Genomic DNA, 20263 nt, shown 5'->3' on the forward strand with positions numbered 1-20263 from the left:
ATGTGAGGAGTTTTTCTTTCATTAAGAGTGTGTCGAGTGCGCTAGCGTATAGCCTCTTCTGATTGATAAACCTATTAAGTTGATAGTGTCTTCAGGGAAAGATCAGGTCTGTGTTCTAGCTCTACTGACGGACCTTTATCAATAAGGAGCAGGGTGTCCTTATTGATGTTCTGGGCTATTCTACCAATTATTCCTTCAATAAAATGTTGCCTGGGTTCTGAGTGGTATTCAATATTTTTTCTTCTTCATTGGTGTATACCAACATTTGACCCTGCTGAAGAGTCTCCAGCTGCGCAGTTTAGTGGCTACCGATGTAATTATATAAATATTTTAGATTCTGAGGCTAAGATGTGACTGGAGGGAAGAGCTTAGCTTGGGCTGGGTATGTTTTATAATAGAAAGTGGTACCATCGTTTGGACGGCTAACTGTTAAGTTGCTATTTCCTCCTTGGCTGAATTTTATGTTTTTGCGGGTGGCTTTTGAAGGCTATTGGCGATTTCTATGCTTGGAGGCTTTAAGGGTCGCCTCTTTAAGGTGATTATTCTTTTCTTTTTCGGCTTGGATTTAGAGTTTTCTTTGCTGAAGGTTTATGGCTGCAATCAAAGTTTATTTGGCAGAAAGCAAGGTTATTTAACCAGTAAATATGTATTCTTTAAAAAAATAACGTTATCGCTTTACAGAATAGAAAAAGCTGGTAACTTAGAGTCAAAATTAATTGATTTGATAGGGTGGATCATCTACTGCTTTTTAGGAGATGGCTTTCCCGAAAGGAATATGGATATACATCTTGAGGATGTAGCAGATAGTGGGGCTGTCTGTCAGAGTTCTCTTTGAGGTGAAAATCGCTGTGTAATCAGTTCTTGTTGTTCGGTAGCGGTAAAGCCCAGTAATTTACTCGGGTATAGGTAAAGGATCAATTTATTTGTGGTTGTTAGCTTCCGCTATAGCGTTATCCCCTTTTGTTTGGGGCTCAGCTGTTTGGGTTGTGTTCCTGGGCTTTCCGAAATAAATTATGGTTCACACAGAGATTTTGATATTTGTATAAGGTTTTACACTTATTCTGCAATATAAAATGAACTGTAAAAAGAAAGTATCAATTGTGTTTTATCCTGGGGCGCACTCACTGGATGTAATGGGTCCAGCAGAGGTGTTTTCTCTTGCAAATCAGCAATTAAAGGATAAAGGGTTTAGCTGTGATGATCAGTACGAAGTAGAGTTCTTGGCAGAAGATGGGGACACTAAACAAGTGTCATCAGGGTTGAGGTTGTGCTCTGATAGGTGTTTTACTGACTCTAGTGGGATTCACACACTCCTTGTTAGCGGTAACCTTGATAATGGTGAGGGCCTCAAGGTAAGTGAATGTCTAACACGTTGGATATCTTACCAGTCTGGCCTGGTTAAGCGTATAGGCTCTATTGGTAGTGGTGCTCTAATTCTTGCAAAGGTTGGTTTGCTCAACGGCCGACGGGCGACGACTCACTGGAGATATATTGAGCAGCTGAAGAAATTTCCGGAAGTGGAGGTTGATTCTGAGTCGGTATTTGTCAAAGATGGCCATATATATACCTCCGCAGGCGTCAGTGCAGGAGTAGATTTAGCTCTGGCAATGGTTGAGGATGATTTTGGCCGTGGGATTGCTCTCGCTGTCGCGCAGTTGATGATTCTTTATCTCAAGCGAGACGGTGATCACAAGCAGAGTAGTACTTATTTAATGAGCCAATTGAAAAGCGACCGTTTTCTAGAGTTGATTCAGTGGATGCACAATAATTTAGATAAGCCTATGTGTGTCAATAGTCTTGCGGAAAAGGCATCTATGAGCCCTAGGAATTTTGCGCGCTGTTTTACCCGGGATATGGGCGAGACTCCAGGCCGGTTTGTAGAGAAAATCCGCATAGAAAAGGTGTGTCAGCTTCTTGCTACACAAGCATTGACTCAAGAAAAAATTGCAAGTATCTGTGGGTTTAACTCGCAAGAGCAGCTTAGACGAGCATTTCGTCGCAATAAAGGAATGTTGCCGAGAGAGTATCGTCAAAGATTGTCTTGAGTTGATTTATCGTGGAGTGGCTTATTTACAGGTCGCTCTAATTTAAGCTTGGCTATTTTGTCCTGTTTTTTAAAATAAAAATTATCATCGCAGTATTTCCAATAACTGATATAGGTCGGCTTATTTTATAAAAGGTCTTCGATTACTAATCTGCGTTCGTCAGTGGTAAATAGGTTGTTGCGCTAATCAGCACAGTCAACTTCTATTAATCGAAGCTGGCTGATGATGTCCGCGATAGTGTAAATTGTAAAAGGCGGGCAGAGCCTCACTATGCCTCGGGGGGCTCTGACGGAATTGAGTCAGTGATATTGTCTCCAATTTAAAACTCGATATTTTTGTATGTTGACACAGATGAAAAGTAGAGGGCCTCTGGATCGAGATCATTTGGCCTATAAAATGATCTCCTGTGCCTTTCTTTTTTCATAGCTGCCGGGCTCAGCTTATATGGAGATTATCGTGATCTGCCCATATTCCGGTGGTTGTTTTATAGTCAAATTCCATATCCAGCTCCTAGCTATTGCTCTATTTGGAGTAGAGTGCCATGTCAATAAGACTGATAGATCTGAGTACTCAGGTCTGTCAGAAATTGATATATAGTTGGCCTAAATAGCTTAGGGCCACCCGTTTAGAGTGGTCTCAGATTTATAAGGTGGTGAGGTAATATGGACTATCAATCTTCAAGAAGTCCGGTGCTTAATCTATGGAGCAGGTTTGGTGGTTCGGGATTGGGTCGATGGGCGGTGTCTAAACTCGTAGCTTTCAAGGCGCCGTACTTTCGGTCGATCAAACCACGTTTTGCAGAAATATCACCGGGCAAGGTGGAAGTTTTACTACAGAAGCGATGGGGTGTAACAAATCATATCGGAACGGTGCATGCTATTGCCATGTGTAATGCGGCTGAACTGGCTGGTGGTGTATGTCTGGATGTATCTCTGGATCGCCGCTTTCGCTGGATACCGGTAGGGATGGAAGTCAAATATTTAAAGATGGCAAAGACAAACCTTCGGGCGGTTTGTGACTACCCGGACTTTAAGGCGATTCAAGCTGGAGATGTTGTGATGCCGGTAAGGGTTATCGATACACATGGTGTAGAGGTCTTTCATGCGGACATCACCATGCGCGTTTCAGCGCGTCCTTCGCCAGAGTAACAATATTGGCATTTCATGCCAGATGTTGCTCTGCCCTTTACGGGGAGTTCTACCGCGAGCTTGAAGTTGCACATAAGAGACCGGCCTCAAAGGTGTTGAGTGTGCTATGTCCATGAATCTCGTAAAATACACTTTTACGAGTCTCGGTATATTGGGAGGATTTATGGGATTGGCTTGGCAGGTAGGGCAATCGAGCAACCTTTTTGATGCAGTAGATAATGCAGAGCGTGAGGTGCATCAAGCGCAAAGTGGCGCCCTCAAGGCAGAAGAGGTCTATCAGGATCTCTCTGAAGTATTACAGCTGGCAATTTCCAAGCTTGATGAAAATGTAACAGATAGCTCTTTGTACTTTCTGATAGGTTGGGAGCCAGCGTCGGCCAGTGTGACGATATCAGTGACAGATGATCGCCGCAGTAACGACTCTAAAGCGGTTGTGCACTGTCATTTTGCCGGACTGGCCTCTCAAAATACGGTTGAGGTAGATAGGTTGGAGGCTCTCGCCAAGCTATCCGATGATCTCAGGTTTTGGTGTAAAGAGTATCTATCTACCGATCAGGGATTTTCGCAGTTCTCGTTGGTTGCACTATTTGCGGTGGGTTCCAGAGATAAGGCTGTAATTCTCTAACAGGCTATGTCGTAAACCGTATTTTATACTGTGAGCTGACTTGGGGGAGGGGCTACCTCCCCTTATTGATAGCATAATAGAAAAAGGAGTTTTCTATGAATGTTTACTACTTATGTATTGGTCTCTTAGCGGCATTATCTCTTCTACTCGGTATTCTGGTTACTATTGGTCGCGGTAAGTATGAGGTCTTGGTGGGGCACTCGTTCGACCCTGATAATACCTTACACAAATGGGTAAGGGCTCATGCAAATACAGCAGAATATGCCCCCCTTTTGATGATACTTATTTATTTAGTGAGTTTGGGGCAGCCCTCTACCTGGGTTTACTGGTTTGCTATTTTACTGACCGCCTGCCGATTTCTTTTTGTTGCGGGTATCTTATTTCCCTCCACTATGGCAAAGCCAAACCCCATGCGCTTTCTGGGTGCTATAGGCACTTACTTCTTTAGCTTAGGGTTGTGCCTGGCGCTTGTTCAGCGAGCTCTGAGCCTTTGAAATGCTTGCCAAGGCTCGTAGAGTCTATATTGGCTGCCTTTAAATTGATCAAAATAAGTTGGTATATCGCCAGCTTTTAATTTATGACGGGCCGCCAGGTAATTCTATCTGTCATTCCTGTACATAAAATAACCAACAAAGAGTTTTTCGAATAGTTGGTTGACCGCATGCGACACTTGTCGCACACTTACCCTTGTCGTCACAAGAGTAAGCATAATGAAAGAAGTAAAGCCGTCTCCATCTGAACTTGCATTATTAAAGGCTCTATGGAAGCAGGAGCCACTAAGTGCTAGAGAGCTACACGATCGGGTGGGGCCGGGACTGGGTTGGTCTTACTCCTCGACACGAAAGACTCTGGATCGAATGCGGGATAAGTCGCTCGTAGCTCAATCTGAGATCCACGGAATCCATGTTTATAGCCCTGTGATTGACAAGGTGGAAACTCTGGCATCCTATGCCAAAGATTTCGCGGAGAGAGTTTTGGAACTTGATGGTCCCCTTCCCGTGGCGATGTTCGCCAGCAGTAAGTTAATGAATGATGCGGACATTGAGGAACTCCAGGCAGTGCTTGATGCCTGGCCTGACTCTGAGTCAGTCAATAAGGGTGAATAGGCTATGGCCGAGATAGTCTCTACAGTTCTACCATTTTCATTGGATTTTCTAGTTACCTCTTTCTTCTCCATTCTGTGGGCGGGGTTGGTTTTTACTGTTATTTGGCTGGTAATCGCTATTGGAGGTGATAAGTTTAAAGCGCTATACCAATGGCGAAGCTTTTGGTTGTGTGCCTTAGTAGCTGCTGGCTCTCCATTTGTTTTCGCGCAATTGAGCGACCAATTAACCCTGGGTATAGTTCCAGATTTGAATTTTGAATTGCCTACAGTTTATGAAGCTGCCTCTATACCGCCAGAAAATAGGGTTCTGCATGAATATGTATCTACCTCTTTAAGTGCGATAGAGCTACTGGCTATTTTTTGGTTGCTTCTATATGTCTGTGGCGTATCTTTCAAGCTAGCTAAAATGGTGCTGAGTCAATTGCTCTGTGGCAGGAGATTGAGCCTAATAGCAAATAACCAACTATCTACTGTCAATTTTGGCCGGTTTTTTACTTTGTCGCAAAGTGATTACCTGGTTAAAAGTAAAACTCAGGTATTTATTACTCAATCAGCGGTTACGCCATTTGTGATGCAATTATTCAGTCGCAAACTGGTGCTTCCCTCCTATGTTTTATCAATGGATGCCACCGAGCGCCACCTCATCGTTGAGCATGAAATTATGCATCTGAAAAGGTTGGACCCTTTGCTGATTTTTTTGGTGCATATTTTTACTTGCATCCTATGGTTTAATCCTTTCTTGGGTTGGATGAAATCTCGGTTTAGCTGGGCGATTGAATTGGGCTGTGATCGTGATGTTCTAAAATCTTGCCAGCGAAATTTGCACCGTGTTTATGCGCAGACAATGATTGATTCGCTTCGACGAAACTCTTTACAGAGGACAAGTGATTGGGCTGTCGCATTCTCTTTCTTCGCTGGGTCGAATCAGGTCCCATTTTTTCGCCGAAGACTCATAAACATTATGGAAATCTCAAGGATAGAGTCTTTTAGCAGTAATTTAGAGGTTTATATGCGAGCTATGTTGTTCTGCGGTTTTTCAACGATATTAATTCTTGCAGGACTACTATTAAAACCTGGGTTAACAATGGCTTCAGCTGAGGTCGCCAATTTGACAATTCCAGTTGAGAGTGCGCGTATCAGCAGTCCATTTGGTGATCTCAGTAAAATCCGTAAAAAGCCTCATGAAGGCACCGATTTTGCCGCCCCCATAGGTACCCCTGTGGTTTCAGCTGCAAGTGGTGTTGTAATAGTCTCTACTGATGAATATAAACATAAAAATTACGGGAAAATTATAATTGTTGACCATGGTGATGATACTAAAACACTTTACTCTCACTTGAATGAACGGGAGGTCGAGGTCGGACAATCCGTGCGAGCCGGCCAGCCGATAGGGACTGTGGGGGTATCTGGACGTGTTACCGGACCGCATCTTCATTTTGAGTTGATCAAAGACGGTAAAAGAATCAATCCTGCTACTTTGCTGGCAAAGTAAGGGGCAGCTGTTGATGATTTATTACACAAGAAAAATAGGGCAATCAATTGCTTTCTTGTTGCTCGATTTGTGGAAGGTGGCTTTGTTGCTCGCTTTTGTGCCAGCCCATTCATGGGCAATGGCAGGTCCACTATCAGAAGGTTATCCCAATGTTCAATTGATGCCATATGATTGGTCGAATATATTGCCTTCTCTAAATGACCTATCCATAGGTTATCAAGACTATAAAGTACAGCGCGGGGCAGTTTTCCCACCGCTCAAAGTTGCGTTTGAGAGGGAGTATAGAGAGCGCACGAAGAAGATCAGGTTAGCTAAAAATCAAGGAGTTTTATCTTTGTTGACGGGGAGTGGGATTGATCGAACAGAGGCTTATAAGATTGTCCAGGCCTTGTCGGTGCATATCAATGTCAGCAGTTTGCCAGTTGCTAAGGAGTTTGAGTTGCTAATAAGCCCTGACAGAAAACTCGATAAAATTACTTTGCGTACCGGTTTTGCAGAGCGTTTAGAGTTGGTTAGAGAGGGAGACAGCTATAGCGCTCGCCAAATAAAGTCTACTGTTGATATCAGAAAGAAATATGTGAAAGGTGAAATTTCTGGTAGTTTGTATCAAAGTGGAAAAGAAGCTGGGGTATCTGTTTCTGCTCTCGTAAAGCTCAATGAAATATTTAGTTATTCCGTAGACTTTCAGCGACAGATTCGAGCTGGTGATCAATTTTCAGTTTTCTACGATACTTTGTTTGACCACCAAACTGGGGAGGAGCAGCTAGATCGGGTTCTATTTGCAGAACTGATTTTAAGTGGAGAGAAAGTCACGCTATATAATTTTTCTGCTGAAGAGTCTTTGGGGTCGGAGTATTTTTATCCTGATGGCCGGGGTTCTAGAGGATTTCTAATGCGCACACCTTTAGAGAATGCGCGCTTGTCATCCTATTTTGGGCGTCGCAAGCACCCAGTGTTAGGGTATACCCGAATGCATAAGGGGCTGGACTTTGGCGCTCCCTTGGGGACACCGATATTGGCTGCTGGTGATGGTGTTATTGAGCGAGCCTCCTATTTTGGTAGTTTTGGCAACTATATTCGTATTCGCCATACCTCTGGTATAAAAACTATTTATGCTCACCTGAAAGGGTATGCGAAAGGAATCAATCAAGGAGCTCGGGTTAGGCAGGGGCAGATAATCGGTTATCTCGGAGCCACCGGGCGGGTGCAGGGGCGACATTTACACTATGAAATTCATAAAAATGGTATAGCGGTTGACCCATTAAGGCTTAATCTTCCCGTTAGCACAGCGCTGACAGGAGATGATTTACAGCGTTTTTCTCAACAGGTCCAGAATATCCAAGATGAGCTGGCGAAATACGCTCAATCAGATTTGTCTGACTCATAACTAAACGCCCTATTTATTACTTTTGTTTCTGTCTTTGCTCTTTTTAGAGTGGGGAGAGTTAATGTCGCTGTAATTTTAGCTGGCAGTTAACGATAGACTTGCAGCGGCGCCATGTGTAAAAAATTAACCAAGGTTAAATATGACTAGACTTATTTTTCTGGTGGCTATTTTTGTGTTATCTAATCCGATCAATGCAAAACCACTTGTCACCAAAGTTTCGGAATCTTTTGAGTTGAGCAGCTCTCAAATATATACCGTTGACTCAGAGGTCCTAAAGCGCAAGTATGATTTATATGTGAAACTACCTTCAGGTTATTTAACAGATAGAAATAAGGCTTACCCGGTTATTTACCTTAATGATGGCCCGCATACATTTAAGGTCGCCTCGGGTGTTACGCACTTTAGAAGTATGGATAAAGCTATTGTTGTTGCTATCTCATTTGCTCACGGTGAAAATGGTCAGTTTAGCCGGGTACGGGATCTTACTCCGGCAGTGGATAGCGGATGGAGGCGCTATACCACGGGTGGAGCTGAAGACTACTTAAAATTTATCGAAAAAGAGATAATACCCTTTATTGAGAGGAGTTTTCGAGTTGACCCCAGGCGCAGAATTCTCTCCGGCCACTCGTTGGGTGGATCTTTTGGTGCTTGGGTATTGCTTACCAAACCTCAGTTATTTTCCAGCTATATTCTATCAAGCCCCTCACTTTGGTTTAAAGATGAAATGATATTTGAACTGGAGGATAAATATGCAAGCCGTCATAATTCATTGCCGGTAAATGTATATATCGCCACCGGCGCCTTGGAGACACCGGAGGCAGGGGGCATGCGCAAAGATATGGTCGATGGACACAAGAGATTTTTTGCGCGCTTACAGTCACGCAATTACCGGGGATTGAAGCTTAATGGAGAGGTTGTTAATGGGGCGGACCACTTCTCTACCTTCCCTGTGGGGTTGGCAAAGGGCTTAAGGTGGATATACCAAGACCTGTGGGCGAACCAATAGCTATAGCGAAGTGGCACTATAGCTATCTGCCACATAGACTAGACCTGTAGTGCTTAGGCGCGCTTGCCACTTTGCCCGGTCATTACTGCTGCGCCAATCATATGAGCCAAGCGCAGAGCCTCGGGAACATGCCCCCTGTCAGTGGCCTGCTCCAGTACCTGGGCGGCAATCTCTGGTTCGCAGCCCTGTACTTGAAAATGGAAGTTGCTGTAGTTGTGAATTTTCCCAGCCTTTAGCAGGGTTTCTTTGCGCAACAGGTAGTCGGGAAAGTTTTGTAGGGCCTTATCAATGGCTTCAAGGTCGGGTGCTTTCCGCATTACAGCAATACAGGGGCGCTGTAAGATATCAGCCAGCTTGGCTAGGTCAATGATATTGAAACCGCCTACAGCTACGCCATCGGTTAGCACGACATTTACCTGGCTATAGAATTTACTTTCTTGCAGTAGGGAGGCGAGCGTTTCAGTCGCCTCCATTCCATCTTTACTGACCTGTCCCCAGAGCATTCCCTCGAAGCGAGTATTCGTGCAGATAATACCGCTTACTTTAACCGGTGCGCCCCTTTGTTTTTCAAAAGGGGCGTCATCAAAGCCGACAACCCGAATCTGTTTCCCTAGTCGTAACAGCTCAGCCAGAGGCCTCATCGGTTATTGTTATCCTGCTGAAACAAGTAGGGAAATAGCTTTAGTTTTTCTTCATGGCTTAAGGATTCCACACGGCGGATATTATTTTCTGGAATACTCTCTGGATCCGGGTACAGATCAATCATTTTTTCCAGATTTTCCTCTCGCAGTAGATGTAAGATTGGGTAGGGGGCGCGATTGGTAAGGTTTTCAGCGTCGGTGGCTGCGGTTCCGGCAAACTGGTAGTCCGGGTGGAAGCTGGCCAATTGATAGATGCCGGTATAATCGTTGCGATCCAGTAACCACTCGGCGAGATCCAGGAACTGGTTGTAGTCGCTGAAATTGTGTAAGTGATTGGGGATAATAAGTAAAGTAGTGACTACTTCAGCTTCTGATGTGGCGTCGAGCTGGTGCAATTCAGCCAGCAGGTCATTTAGCAGCGCTTCATCTTCTGTGGCGGTACTTACTTTGAAGCGAATTTGCCCTGCACGCAAAGGCTTGCGTGCGAAGGGGCAGAGATTGAGACCGACAACCACATCGGTAAGCCATTGTTGTACTGCTTGGATAACCGCTTTTTCCATCTGACTGCTTACCACATTAGATCATCGGGGATCTGGAAGTCTGCATAGGGATCATCTTCATCCACCACTGCTGAACTTTCAGCGGGCTTGATTACGATATCACTATTGCGCTCTGCAATTTTCTCCGCAATAACCCGTGGGACCAGCTCAAAGCGCTCGCCCTGGACAACGATCATCAGACGCCCAGCAATCAGGTGGTCCCGCAAGTCTTCACTGACATAGATGGTTTTGATCTTTTTGTCGAAAGTGAAGTTGTAGGTGATTTCGCCGGAGTATGGCTGGCGATTATTTTCTACCAATTGCTTGATCTGTGCAGCGATTGCTTTTTGCTGTGCTGCGGCATCACGCTCGGCATTGAGGGCTCGGTCGCGGGCGGCTTTCTCCGCACGAGTTTTTTGTGCGGCGAGCTTGGTTTCATCAACCTGGGGTTGGGAGGACTTCTTCGTAACTTTTTGTTGCTTGCGCTTATCTTTGCTGATTTGTTTGGCTTTCTTTTTATCGACAAGTCCCGCCTGGAGCAGTTGGTCTTGCAATGAGGCCATAGTCGCTTCCCCGTAATAATCTAAGCTTTTGGCAGTGGTCAGCTGGGTAGGCTTTGCTGGCACGCCTGGTTAAAAATTGATCAACTGTGTGAGTTGACATTGGTTGGGGGTATTTTACCTGAAGATGGCGGTATTGCCGCCAATGAATTTTACAGTGTCCAAGGTCTGCCAGAGGTGGCTGTTGCGATAATCTCATCGGGTTCTTTGCCGTCACTCAGCATTTGAGCTCCCCCTGGGATTACCAGGGCAGAACCGCTGGCAATAGCCACGCGTTTACCGCTGGGGGTATCAATATTACAAGATGATACTCTCAACTGCCGTCCCCGGTGGAGGACTTGAGCCTCCAGGATTAAGTCACCGCTATTGAGTTTGGCGGGGCGAGCAAAGCGAATGTGCATATCCAGGGTGGCAAATATCGATCCGGCAGGCAGTGTCGAGTAGACCGCGCCCCCCATGGTGAAATCTGCGGCCCATGCCAAGAGCCCACCGTAGATAGATAGGGTCCCGTTGGAAAACCACGGGGAGGAAGGCATAGTCGAGATGCAGCGACCGTTTTCTATCTCTACAGCACGGTAGCCTGTAAGTATCCAGATGGGATGAGTTCGCCCCTCACTGATGGTCGTTCGCTGGAGTTCTATGGGGACTTGTTCCGGCAGGTGTGCCATATCGCAAAAGAAGGTTTTTGGGGGAGGGCGCAGATAGGGGTCCGGTGTATCTGCTGGTCCCAGGTCGGGCATGGGAAGCTCTTGAGCGGGGTTGACTGGAAAGTCGGAGATTAGGCAGCGGGTACTGCCGTAGGCCAGAGTCCTCCCATCCTGATCGTTAATCTGAATACTGGAGAGCCCCACTTGGCTACCTGAATGAACGGTCGTGGCTCTGCCAACAATATTTTGCGTACTACTGGTGATGGGGCGGATAAAGCACATGTTTAATTCTGATGTACTCAGGACTTTACCGGCGGGTAAAGTCGTCCATATAGCAGAAGCCAGGGGTGCGTCGGCAAACATGGCGTAAATACCGCCCCAATAGATACCTGTGCCATCGGCCAACCAGGGCGTAATGGGCATTGAATAGGTGGCCTTGCCAAGGCCTGCTTCAGTGGGGGTCATACCGGTTAAGCGCCAAAACGGGGGGCCGGGTAAGCTGCCGCGAATATAGCGTTTAAAGGTCTCAAGGCCTGGCTGTTGTAAGGCCCTGAGGTCACAGATGGCACCACGATGAACTTCGTCGGTGATATTGGTCATCCCCCAGCCTCCCGTTGCATCTATGGCAAGGGTAATGTGACGGTTTACACGGCACGAGGAGGCGAGAAAGTTGCGCGGCTGCCCTTAACTCCAATACTGCAACTCTCTCCTGATGCAGGGGAATTATGGTGCGAAATCAGGTAGCTCGGCCACGATATGAGTAGTGGGGATAGGGCGGTCTTGCATAAATAGATTGATGGTATCCTGAACTTCAGGGGAAGCCATTAGCAAATTATGCCCCGCATTTTCTACTGTTACCTTGATGGCATTTTTAAAGCCTGAAATAGCTTCATGTTGCCCTTCCAGATAAGTTCTCCCATCCAAACTGCCACTTAATAGCAATACGGGGATATCACTGACCGGTTTTTCTCGGAATTTATCCCCGAGATCAAGGTCTGGAGCCAATTTATCGTAGTGTAGTGAGAAGTTCAGGTAGTCTTTAAGTAGAGATTTTTTTGCCTGCTCTACAACTTGCGCTTTACGTTTCTGGTCAATGCCAGAGGCGATATCCATTGCCGTTGGCATTGGGCGCAGGGATATGGGGCTGCCCGGTTGCAAGAATTCACTGGGGAAGTAGCGTCTGGGAATCTGGTCAAAATTCAGCGTTTTACCTCGGTCCAAATTGCGGTAAAACCTGAGAAGATGGCTGGCGCTTTTAGGGTCTGCAATAAATGCTGAGGCAATTTGCTGCATATCCCTACGCTGTAGAAGATAGTCGATTTCACTGCCATCCCGTTGAGGGATTTGAATTTTTAAAGGCTGAGATTCTAGCTGGTTATGGACCCGGCTTATCAGTGTTTTGATATCTGGATAGGCGGCCTTGGCTGCGGGCTGCTGGTCGATCGCCTGCTGTAGGCGGCTTAAATAGAGATCCGTTCGGGCCGGTAGTTTAATGGTTTGGGCCAAACCTTCAGCGCTGGATAGAATTAGCTTGTCAATGCGTGCCTCAATCTCCTTTACTGCCGCCAGAGAGAGGTGACTTCCATAGGAGGTGCCCCATAAAACTATTTTTTCTGTACCCAAATGGCTTCTTAGGGCATCGAGATCACGGGCGTTTTCGAGTGTATTGTAGGCCGCTAGGTTTACGCCATGGGAGGTCCAAAAGTGTAAGCACTCTTTTAGGGCTTTGCGATGGTAATCGATATACTGGACGTCAGTGGTGACTTTAAGTGATGGTATCACTTGCTGGGATTCACAGTTAGGAAGGTCATTGGAGCGGCCGGTACCGCGTTGGTCCAAGGCAATGACATCACCAAATTGCCGCAGCGCCATAAACATATCAAAGCGGTAGTTAACGGCCATAATTCCTGAACCACCGGGACCGCCTGCCAAGTAGATGATTGGTGGGCCCGCTTGTTCTCCAGTGGCTGGAAATCTTACGTACTGGAGAGTGATATTGCGGCTATCCTTATTGGTGCGATCCTCAGGTACCTGGATAAAACCACTATAGCCCTGTGCCGTTTGTTTGCTCCATGTGGTAAAAGTGTAGGGCTCTTCATTGGTAATAGGTTTTGCAGCCCCGCTAATAGGGCTTAGCAAAAGTGCTAAACAGGCCGGAGCGAGAAGAAAAAATTGTTTTGCCTTGTTTTTCATTATTTTATTCCTGATTTAAAGTAGCTGTACCTGAGGGGCGCTTTATACAACTAGCGTCTAAAGGGTATGCTATTACTGTCGTTGTAGATTAGTCCTGTATAGCCAGTCCAATCCCTGAATAGCCGTTGTTGGAAATGAAGTGCCATGATTGGCTTCGGGGACAATCAGCAGTTTGCCATCTATCACAATCCCTTCTTCACCAAGCAGTTTGCTATAAAGCTTCTTCGCTCCCTTTACCATGTCGTTGCGAGTTAGACTTTTTTCTGGAGTTTCTAGGGCACCAACCCCGATAAATACCTTGCGGGGGACAGGGTTGGGCGTGGCCTTGAGGCTGAGAATATGTTCACGGTCGTACCATATAGAGGGGCTGCCAAGGATATAGTTGTCAAAACTGTTTGATCTGGTAAGTAGTATATAGGTACCTAAGAGCCCACCTAGAGAGTGCCCTATAAAGGTGTGTCCACCATCCGTTAGGCGATAAGTACTGGATAGATGGGGCAAAATGACATCGTGGATAAAATCTGTGTGTTCAGCAGCTTTACCCGTCATATATTGCCAGCTGTTATCGCTGGTGGGGGTGAAGTCCCGAATACGGCTGACTTGGTCATTGGAGCCTTTTGCGTATGAGAGTCCGACCAGAATAACTTCCCGTAGTTTGCCGAAGTCCATTGGAATTTGAGTTGCACCAGAGATCATCTGAAAGGCAGAGTCCCCATCGCTTATCAGTACCAGAGGGTATCGTTGATAGGGGGTGCTTTTGTAACTTTTTGGTAATTTAACAAAAAGTGGGTAGGTCCTTTTGCTGTTTGGGTCCTGTAGCTCGAAGCTGCTACTGCGAGGAATTTGGAGTGGGGTGGTTTCCGCACTGACTGGAGTTTCAAGGGTTAAGTAGAGGCTCGCTGCGGCGAAAAAACAGGCAAGGGATCTGATCATTGAGAGAATCCATCGGGTAAAATCTGTACTTTTTGTGGGGCAATTTACACTGTCTTATGCACGAAAGTGCCACCTTTTGTGCGCTGGTTAACAGATTGGTACTAATAAAAAGTCAGGAAAGTGCCCCAGCATATCGAAATAAATCTTTGTTGAAAACTATTTGCATAATTTTTGAGGCTGATATCGATATTTTTTCTACGGCAAGATAAAGAGTATGGATGGTTTAAAAATCCTATAGAATTGGAAGAATTCACTGTGTTATTCGTCAATTAGAGGAGTTGACTAGTTCTATTTTTATATTTGGCAAGATGATTCTGTGCTATCCATACTTTTTTAGCCGATGCGCTGCCTATGTATTCTTTTATTTTTGTTTCTTTTGAATACTAATAGTCTAAAATTCGATTAGCATTTTGCTCTCAGTAGTGTCTCTAGGTTTTCCTGTTGTTTGTGATTTAGGCGTTGGTTTTCTCCAGCTATCGGAGCTGGTCGTTTATTGTATATTTTCTTTGCTTTTTTCAGTGGTTGAGCAGAGGCTTTTATCTGGATAAAACTAAAGTTTGATAACAACCCATTGGGGGCGATATTCAAGGGTGAGGCAAGAGTGAAGGGAAGTTGGCTTGTACCGAAAAATAATTTGATCAAAAAAACAATTGGTCGGCTGCTTATTTTATGGATTGTCTCTAGAGAGCCTCTGTAAGCGATGTAGTACTATTGAAACACTATCCAGGAGTTAAGCGAAACCGGTCGGTCATAAGCGATGATTGGCTAGTAAAATGGAAAATTCTTATCAGGATGATGTGGCTCAGTGGGTAGGGGAGTACGGGTTGGGTTTGAAGCGTTACTTTTCTTCCCGGGTCAACCTGTCTGATGTTGATGACTTGGTACAAGAGGTTTTTACACAGCTGTATATTCGTATAACAAAGCACGGCGGCGATATCGAAAACCCCAAAATTTATATTTATGCGATAGCAAAAAATCTTTTGATTAGCCACGGTAGACATCAGAAATCGCGATGTGGTGGGCTTCATGATTCTATTGATTGTAAAGCGGATATTCCTTATATGATCAGTCCCGAGCGGGCGGTGATGGGAATACAGGCCTATACCCGGGTGCGGGAGGCCATTTTAAGGCTGCCACCAAGGGCTGGCGCGGCTTTTCGCTTTCATCGATTTGAAGGGATGACTTATCAGGCAATTGCCGAGCAGATGGGAATTTCCAAGGAGTCGGTGAAAGAGCTAATACAGCGAGCGCTGGTTAAGATCAGGCAAGTGGAAGAAGAGGCCTCTTGATAGCTTTTTGTCAGAACTCTGTGGTGATAGGGGCGGAGCAATGCTGCGCCAAACATGTGCTGTTTCGGTTGTTCTGCTAAAACTGGCTAAATACCAGAATGAGCCTTCCGCTTTAGTTTGAAAGAGTTAAGTACCGTTTTTTATCCCCCCCATTTTTTTATTTGTGCGTCTTAAATTTTATTGTACCTGAAATAGATTTAGATCAGGTCAATAGCCCAATAATACCGACAATAAAGAGAGACGTAGTGTGATGATGAAACCTGCGAAAAATAAAACATTGATTGCACAAGCGATTTATCAATCTGGACATTCATGTCAAACCACCCCCTGGTACAGTGTCGTGATTGCCTCTTTGGCAATTGCAGCTGCACCTACTATATCTAGTGCCCAGGAGAGTACAGAACGCAATCGTCCAAGCCAGGCGATTGAGGAGGTTACGGTTACCGCGCAGAAAATTGAAGAGAGCATTCAGGATGTACCAATAGCGGTCTCTGCGCTGAGTGGTGACGATATGGACGACCTTAAGATTGAGCGAGGAGAAGAGCTGCTTCGCGCCATACCAAATACCAACTTCTCCAAATCTAACTTCAGTACCTACAACTTCTCTATTCGCGGTATAGGTACCAAGGCAGTCTCTGCCGCTTCGGATCCAGCGGTGGCAGTTAGCTTCAATAATACCCCTTTGATTCGCAATCGGCTATTCGAGCAGGAGTTTTTTGATGTGCAGCGAGTCGAGGTGTTGCGCGGCCCTCAGGGTACCCTTTATGGTCGCAACGCGACCGCTGGCGTAGTTAACATGCTGCCGATTATGCCTGAGGATGAGTTTGCTTCTGAGCTTAAAGCTGAGGTGGGTAGCTACAATTCTAAGCGCACAAGTGGCATGTTAAATTTGCCGATTGGGGAAACTATGGCGTTGCGTTTCTCCGGAGCTATGACCAAGCGTGATGGATTTGATTACAACACTTACACCGATAATGATGTTAATGACCGCGACCTCTACTCTACTCGTGCCATTTTCGAATGGGAGCCGAGTGATACTTTTAGTGCCAATTTAATTTGGCAGCATTTTGAGGAAGATGATAAACGTTCGCGTACCGGTAAACAGCTCTGTACTAAAGATCCAGGCTTATCTCAGATTGGTGATACAGAGTTGACAGGTTTCTTTCCGGTATTCTTTAGCCAGGGGTGCCTGCCGGAATCTATATATAGCGATGACGCTTACGATACCCCCAACGCTAAGGGTTTTGCTTTTGTGTTAGTTCCCCAGTTTATCATTTATCCAGATGGTGGAAATCCGTTCAATGATTACTACATTGATCCATATGCTGGCGCAACCCAGTCGCGGGATCTTCGTGAGATAGAGACCAGTTATGACCCCGTATTTCGTGCAGAAAATGATTTAGTGCAGCTGAATTTTGAGTGGGCCGTGGGGGACAATCTTACCTTTTTCTCACAGTCTACTTATGCCAAAGATGACTATTATTCCTCTCAGGATTATAACCGCTATGTTTCGGATGCAATATTTCGTGACTCTATAGAGGCTGGGCTAGATCCTGGCCCTACGCCTGGTGGTTTTTTTATTGATCCACAGCTTGGGGCTTCTGATGGAATACTAGCGGTGGATGTCAGCCGTTCAGATAATAAACAGTGGAGCCAAGAATTCCGTTTGCAGACATCTTTTGATGGCCCTTGGAATTTTGCTTTTGGCACTAATTATTTGGATTTTAAAACTCAGGATGACTACTTTGTTTTCAATAATATGTTTTCCATGGTCGCCCAATATTTTTATGGTGGGGAATATGAAGGTGGCATGCTGTATACAGAGGAATGTATAGATGGACCAACGGGTCCAGGGGATTGTATTTATGTTGACCCCAACTCACTTGAAAATATCGATGAAGAGGGGCATAACTATTTTCTGAGTCGAAATTTAGTCGAGGTTCGATCTTGGGCTTTATTTGGTGAGGCCTACTGGCAAATTAATGATGATGTGAAGTTAACAACCGGCCTGCGTTACACCGATGATCGCAAGCGCTCAACGCCAGTATCCAGTCAACTACTGCTAGGCACTCAACTCGATCCTGTAACCGGTGAAGTGATACCGGGTGAGTATTCAGGGGGTTATGTTCATCAAGGCTACCCTGAAGACCCTCAGGTTACTCAGAGCTGGAAAGAGTATACAGGGCGTGCAGTATTGGACTGGCGCTCGGAGACACCTTTTACGGATGAGAGTATGTTCTATATCTCCTTTGCCCACGGCTACAAAGGAGGAGGCACCAACCCGCCCCGCGCAGAGATTGATCCGGCAAGGGTACAATATCAACCGCTAGAGGAGACCTTTGCGCCTGAGTTTGTAAATGCAATTGAGTTTGGTGCGAAAAACCTTTTGCTTGATGGCAGTTTAATGTTGAACGCCAATGCTTTCTATTATGACTATTCTGATTATCAGGTTTCCCAGATTGTCGATCGTATTTCACTCAATGAAAACTTTGATGCAGAGAGTATGGGGTTGGAACTTGAGTTGGTCTGGCAGCTGACAGATGCGACTCGGATGGATATGAATTTGGGATACTTGAAGACTCGTATTGCTGATGGTGAAGAGTCAATCGATGTGATGGATCGCACTCAGGGAAATGAAGGTTGGGTGCTGGTGCGCCCAAGTATCCAGGTGCCCTCTAATTGCATCGCACCGGTGGAATATGTAGAGGCTAGTCTGCTGGTGGGGCACCCATTCCCCCTTTGGTCGCTTTGTGCAGGGTCTTCTCAGTATGGATCTTTTAGTCCTGAAATTGATGGTACCCGCTGGGACCAAATTCTCGGTCTTGCCCCCTACAATCCACTTACCGATGCCCCTAATGGAGGGCGTGGTTTTGCTGCTGATTTAAGTGGCAATGAATTACCCAATGCACCACGCTTAACCATGAACTTGGGTCTTCAGCATACTATTCCTATTGATAGTTGGGATCTCACTTTACGAGCAGATTATTACCGCCAATCGGAAAGTTACGCGCGGGTATATAATACTGAATATGATCGCCTGAAGGCCTGGAGTAACCTCAATGCTTCTGTGAGCCTCAGCAATCCTAACTCTGACCTATATATGCAGCTCTATGTGAAAAATATTTTTGATGATGCGCCTATCACGGATATGTTTACCAATAGTGATGATTCAGGCCTTACCACTAATGTCTTTACACTAGAACCGCGTATTGTCGGCTTTAGTGTTAGTAAAGGGTTCTAATTTCAACTGACAAAAAGTTGGTGATTTTGACTCAGCCGGAGAAAGTGTAGCAAGTTGGCTAGGTGGAATTTTCTTGCCAGCTTGCTGCCACCCACCTAAATATTTATTCTGAAATCCGCTATTTTAAGCAGTCTGTATTCAACTTTGACGCGCATCATCCTTTAGGTGACTTTATCGTTTGCTGTGAAAACAGCTTTCTCTTATTAGGGGGACGGGGCTGCCGTTGTTTCCTCAAGGTGTTGCGATTCCCCGAGTTCTTGGCATTTAAAAGTGAAGTCGGTGATTCTTCGGGCGGATAGTCAATTTATATATTAGTGAGGTGAGCCCCAAATACACCAGCTTTTGCTGGTGATATTTGGGGCTGTCAATCAGCTAGACATTGATTTAGGGCACTGTATAGGAGGATTGAGGGTTGGTCGAGATTACACCATCAATTTCGCATGCACTGCCCGAACCGACACTGGGAATTTGAGCATTGTTGAAGGTGATTTGTCCATTTGATTGATTAAATGATCCGGTCAGGTCCCCAGCGCATGAGCCGGTTATCGCCGTAACGGATACATCTTTAATTGTTACAGTATTGTTGGCATTGCCTATCAGATCATAGGGTAGGTTGTTAAATGAGATTCTACTACAAATATTGAGGAATCCACCTGATAGCGCCAGGCTGCCTACCTCGGCAGAGCCCCCAGTTGAATTCACACTGCCAGAGAGTGTGCAGTTGAGCGCAATGCCTTTTTGCACGCTGAAGGTGCCGACATTGGCAAGGCCGATAGCACCTGATGGTGACCAGGTTTCTGCATTAGCCAGCCCGCTCACTCCAAAAGAGGCTAGGCAGATAGTTGCTGCGGTAAGGATCTTTTTCATAATAATAGTATTCCTTATATCTCTGTTAGTTTTTGATGTCGACACATTACTTGGCTGTTGCCTGTTTTCATGCGCCGCGCTTAGAAGCTCTCATATCGCAGGAAGGCATGCGCCTCCCACCAATAAAAGACGTAATTGGTTATTTTTGGGGGGCATGAGTTGGGGGAAAACGACGTGTTTCTATTTGTTCTGAGACTTGCTTGTCTGCTCTATTCGGTTTGGGTCTGCTCAGGTTCGACAATTATAAAAAAAGTTTTATAGATAAGTGCGAGTTTGAATTTTTTGTTACTAAAAGATTAATTGCTCTATTTTTTATTAATTTTTCTTTTGGTAGTTATGGGGGGCTTATTTGCTGGTTTTTAATTGACCACCCTGGGGGGTTGTTGTGGAAAGTCTAGTTTGCCGGGGAAAAGGGTAGCGGAAGTTTTAAATAATCTGCAGAGACAGAGTGGAGTGGTTTAGCGGTGCCTTAAGTGGGGTTGGGCTTCGGGGCTATTGCAGAGGTTGTATTGATCTCAGTATTACTTCTCGTTTCTCTGGCAAGG

General features: G+C 45.5%; 18 protein-coding genes. 11 read left to right on the plus strand and 7 right to left on the minus strand.

Annotated features, from left to right (window positions below; all coding sequences use genetic code 11):
* Positions 1 to 490 precede the first annotated feature (490 nt).
* From ACJJIK_RS00365 to ACJJIK_RS00405, 9 genes are all read left to right on the plus strand, one after another.
* Complete coding sequence (locus ACJJIK_RS00365; protein ID WP_444943872.1) at positions 491 to 835, plus strand: hypothetical protein; 345 nt, start codon at positions 491 to 493, stop codon at positions 833 to 835.
* 238 nt (positions 836 to 1073) lie between these two features.
* The gene (locus tag ACJJIK_RS00370; RefSeq protein ID WP_444931736.1) at positions 1074 to 2045 is read left to right on the plus strand and encodes a GlxA family transcriptional regulator; all 972 of its coding nucleotides are present in this window, start codon (positions 1074 to 1076) and stop codon (positions 2043 to 2045) included.
* A 662-nt stretch (positions 2046 to 2707) separates the two neighbouring features.
* On the plus strand, positions 2708 to 3193 hold the full coding sequence (locus tag ACJJIK_RS00375; RefSeq protein ID WP_444943873.1) for a hotdog fold domain-containing protein: 486 nt from the start codon (positions 2708 to 2710) through the stop codon (positions 3191 to 3193).
* 163 nt (positions 3194 to 3356) lie between these two features.
* The gene (locus ACJJIK_RS00380; RefSeq protein ID WP_444931734.1) at positions 3357 to 3818 is read left to right on the plus strand and encodes a hypothetical protein; all 462 of its coding nucleotides are present in this window, start codon (positions 3357 to 3359) and stop codon (positions 3816 to 3818) included.
* 95 nt (positions 3819 to 3913) lie between these two features.
* Positions 3914 to 4312: an MAPEG family protein gene (locus tag ACJJIK_RS00385; protein WP_444931733.1), complete on the plus strand. Its 399-nt coding sequence runs from the start codon at positions 3914 to 3916 to the stop codon at positions 4310 to 4312.
* 216 nt (positions 4313 to 4528) lie between these two features.
* Positions 4529 to 4924 (plus strand): BlaI/MecI/CopY family transcriptional regulator, encoded by a 396-nt coding sequence (locus tag ACJJIK_RS00390; protein ID WP_444931732.1) that lies wholly within the window; start codon positions 4529 to 4531, stop codon positions 4922 to 4924.
* A gap of 3 nt (positions 4925 to 4927) precedes the next feature.
* Positions 4928 to 6415, plus strand: coding sequence for a M23/M56 family metallopeptidase (locus ACJJIK_RS00395; protein WP_444931731.1), 1488 nt, complete (start codon positions 4928 to 4930; stop codon positions 6413 to 6415).
* 13 nt (positions 6416 to 6428) lie between these two features.
* Positions 6429 to 7802, plus strand: coding sequence for a peptidoglycan DD-metalloendopeptidase family protein (locus ACJJIK_RS00400; protein WP_444932329.1), 1374 nt, complete (start codon positions 6429 to 6431; stop codon positions 7800 to 7802).
* 139 nt (positions 7803 to 7941) lie between these two features.
* Complete coding sequence (locus tag ACJJIK_RS00405) at positions 7942 to 8808, plus strand: alpha/beta hydrolase (protein ID WP_444931730.1); 867 nt, start codon at positions 7942 to 7944, stop codon at positions 8806 to 8808.
* Positions 8809 to 8861: 53 nt separating this feature from the next.
* Here ACJJIK_RS00405 and ACJJIK_RS00410 read toward each other — a convergent pair whose 3' ends face one another.
* The 6 genes from ACJJIK_RS00410 to ACJJIK_RS00435 all read right to left on the minus strand — a co-directional run bounded on the left by ACJJIK_RS00410 (position 8862) and on the right by ACJJIK_RS00435 (position 14321).
* Positions 8862 to 9449 carry an endonuclease dU gene (locus tag ACJJIK_RS00410; protein ID WP_444931729.1) on the minus strand — a complete coding sequence of 196 codons (588 nt, stop codon included), beginning with the start codon at positions 9447 to 9449 and terminating at the stop codon, positions 8862 to 8864.
* Entirely contained in the window at positions 9446 to 10009 is a 564-nt protein-coding gene (locus ACJJIK_RS00415; protein WP_444931728.1) for a DUF1415 domain-containing protein, read from the minus strand. The genes ACJJIK_RS00410 and ACJJIK_RS00415 overlap by 4 nt, the downstream gene beginning before the upstream one ends.
* 8 nt (positions 10010 to 10017) lie before the next feature.
* Entirely contained in the window at positions 10018 to 10551 is a 534-nt protein-coding gene (locus tag ACJJIK_RS00420) for a DUF2058 domain-containing protein (protein WP_444931727.1), read from the minus strand.
* A 149-nt stretch (positions 10552 to 10700) separates the two neighbouring features.
* Positions 10701 to 11795 carry a PaaI family thioesterase gene (locus ACJJIK_RS00425; RefSeq protein ID WP_444931726.1) on the minus strand — a complete coding sequence of 365 codons (1095 nt, stop codon included), beginning with the start codon at positions 11793 to 11795 and terminating at the stop codon, positions 10701 to 10703.
* A gap of 123 nt (positions 11796 to 11918) precedes the next feature.
* The gene (locus tag ACJJIK_RS00430) at positions 11919 to 13388 is read right to left on the minus strand and encodes an alpha/beta hydrolase (protein ID WP_444931725.1); all 1470 of its coding nucleotides are present in this window, start codon (positions 13386 to 13388) and stop codon (positions 11919 to 11921) included.
* Between the two features lie 72 nt (positions 13389 to 13460).
* Entirely contained in the window at positions 13461 to 14321 is an 861-nt protein-coding gene (locus ACJJIK_RS00435; RefSeq protein WP_444931724.1) for an alpha/beta hydrolase, read from the minus strand.
* Between the two features lie 773 nt (positions 14322 to 15094).
* Here ACJJIK_RS00435 and ACJJIK_RS00440 point away from each other — a divergent pair.
* Together ACJJIK_RS00440 and ACJJIK_RS00445 are read left to right on the plus strand one after the other, a co-directional pair.
* Positions 15095 to 15610 (plus strand): RNA polymerase sigma factor, encoded by a 516-nt coding sequence (locus ACJJIK_RS00440; protein WP_444931723.1) that lies wholly within the window; start codon positions 15095 to 15097, stop codon positions 15608 to 15610.
* Between the two features lie 250 nt (positions 15611 to 15860).
* Entirely contained in the window at positions 15861 to 18851 is a 2991-nt protein-coding gene (locus tag ACJJIK_RS00445) for a TonB-dependent receptor (protein ID WP_444932328.1), read from the plus strand.
* Positions 18852 to 19235: 384 nt separating this feature from the next.
* On the opposite strand, the gene ACJJIK_RS00450 is transcribed toward ACJJIK_RS00445, so the two are convergent.
* Complete coding sequence (locus tag ACJJIK_RS00450; protein ID WP_444931722.1) at positions 19236 to 19718, minus strand: hypothetical protein; 483 nt, start codon at positions 19716 to 19718, stop codon at positions 19236 to 19238.
* Positions 19719 to 20263: the final 545 nt, after the last annotated feature.

The sequence above is a fragment of the Microbulbifer regidiadema (SeqCode) genome, assembly GCF_052466995.1.

What these genes read in the sequence shown, in the direction of transcription:
- ACJJIK_RS00370 (WP_444931736.1), top strand. Translation starts at nt 1,074, where the DNA reads ATGAACTGTAAAAAGAAAGTATCAATTGTGTTTTATCCTGGGGCGCAC.
- ACJJIK_RS00375 (WP_444943873.1), top strand. Translation starts at nt 2,708, where the DNA reads ATGGACTATCAATCTTCAAGAAGTCCGGTGCTTAATCTATGGAGCAGG.
- ACJJIK_RS00380 (WP_444931734.1), top strand. Translation starts at nt 3,357, where the DNA reads ATGGGATTGGCTTGGCAGGTAGGGCAATCGAGCAACCTTTTTGATGCA.
- ACJJIK_RS00385 (WP_444931733.1), top strand. Translation starts at nt 3,914, where the DNA reads ATGAATGTTTACTACTTATGTATTGGTCTCTTAGCGGCATTATCTCTT.
- ACJJIK_RS00390 (WP_444931732.1), top strand. Translation starts at nt 4,529, where the DNA reads ATGAAAGAAGTAAAGCCGTCTCCATCTGAACTTGCATTATTAAAGGCT.
- ACJJIK_RS00395 (WP_444931731.1), top strand. Translation starts at nt 4,928, where the DNA reads ATGGCCGAGATAGTCTCTACAGTTCTACCATTTTCATTGGATTTTCTA.
- ACJJIK_RS00400 (WP_444932329.1), top strand. Translation starts at nt 6,429, where the DNA reads ATGATTTATTACACAAGAAAAATAGGGCAATCAATTGCTTTCTTGTTG.
- ACJJIK_RS00405 (WP_444931730.1), top strand. Translation starts at nt 7,942, where the DNA reads ATGACTAGACTTATTTTTCTGGTGGCTATTTTTGTGTTATCTAATCCG.
- ACJJIK_RS00410 (WP_444931729.1), bottom strand. Translation starts at nt 9,449, where the DNA reads ATGAGGCCTCTGGCTGAGCTGTTACGACTAGGGAAACAGATTCGGGTT.
- ACJJIK_RS00415 (WP_444931728.1), bottom strand. Translation starts at nt 10,009, where the DNA reads ATGGAAAAAGCGGTTATCCAAGCAGTACAACAATGGCTTACCGATGTG.
- ACJJIK_RS00420 (WP_444931727.1), bottom strand. Translation starts at nt 10,551, where the DNA reads ATGGCCTCATTGCAAGACCAACTGCTCCAGGCGGGACTTGTCGATAAA.
- ACJJIK_RS00425 (WP_444931726.1), bottom strand. Translation starts at nt 11,795, where the DNA reads ATGACCAATATCACCGACGAAGTTCATCGTGGTGCCATCTGTGACCTC.
- ACJJIK_RS00430 (WP_444931725.1), bottom strand. Translation starts at nt 13,388, where the DNA reads ATGAAAAACAAGGCAAAACAATTTTTTCTTCTCGCTCCGGCCTGTTTA.
- ACJJIK_RS00435 (WP_444931724.1), bottom strand. Translation starts at nt 14,321, where the DNA reads ATGATCAGATCCCTTGCCTGTTTTTTCGCCGCAGCGAGCCTCTACTTA.
- ACJJIK_RS00440 (WP_444931723.1), top strand. Translation starts at nt 15,095, where the DNA reads ATGGAAAATTCTTATCAGGATGATGTGGCTCAGTGGGTAGGGGAGTAC.
- ACJJIK_RS00445 (WP_444932328.1), top strand. Translation starts at nt 15,861, where the DNA reads ATGATGAAACCTGCGAAAAATAAAACATTGATTGCACAAGCGATTTAT.
- ACJJIK_RS00450 (WP_444931722.1), bottom strand. Translation starts at nt 19,718, where the DNA reads ATGAAAAAGATCCTTACCGCAGCAACTATCTGCCTAGCCTCTTTTGGA.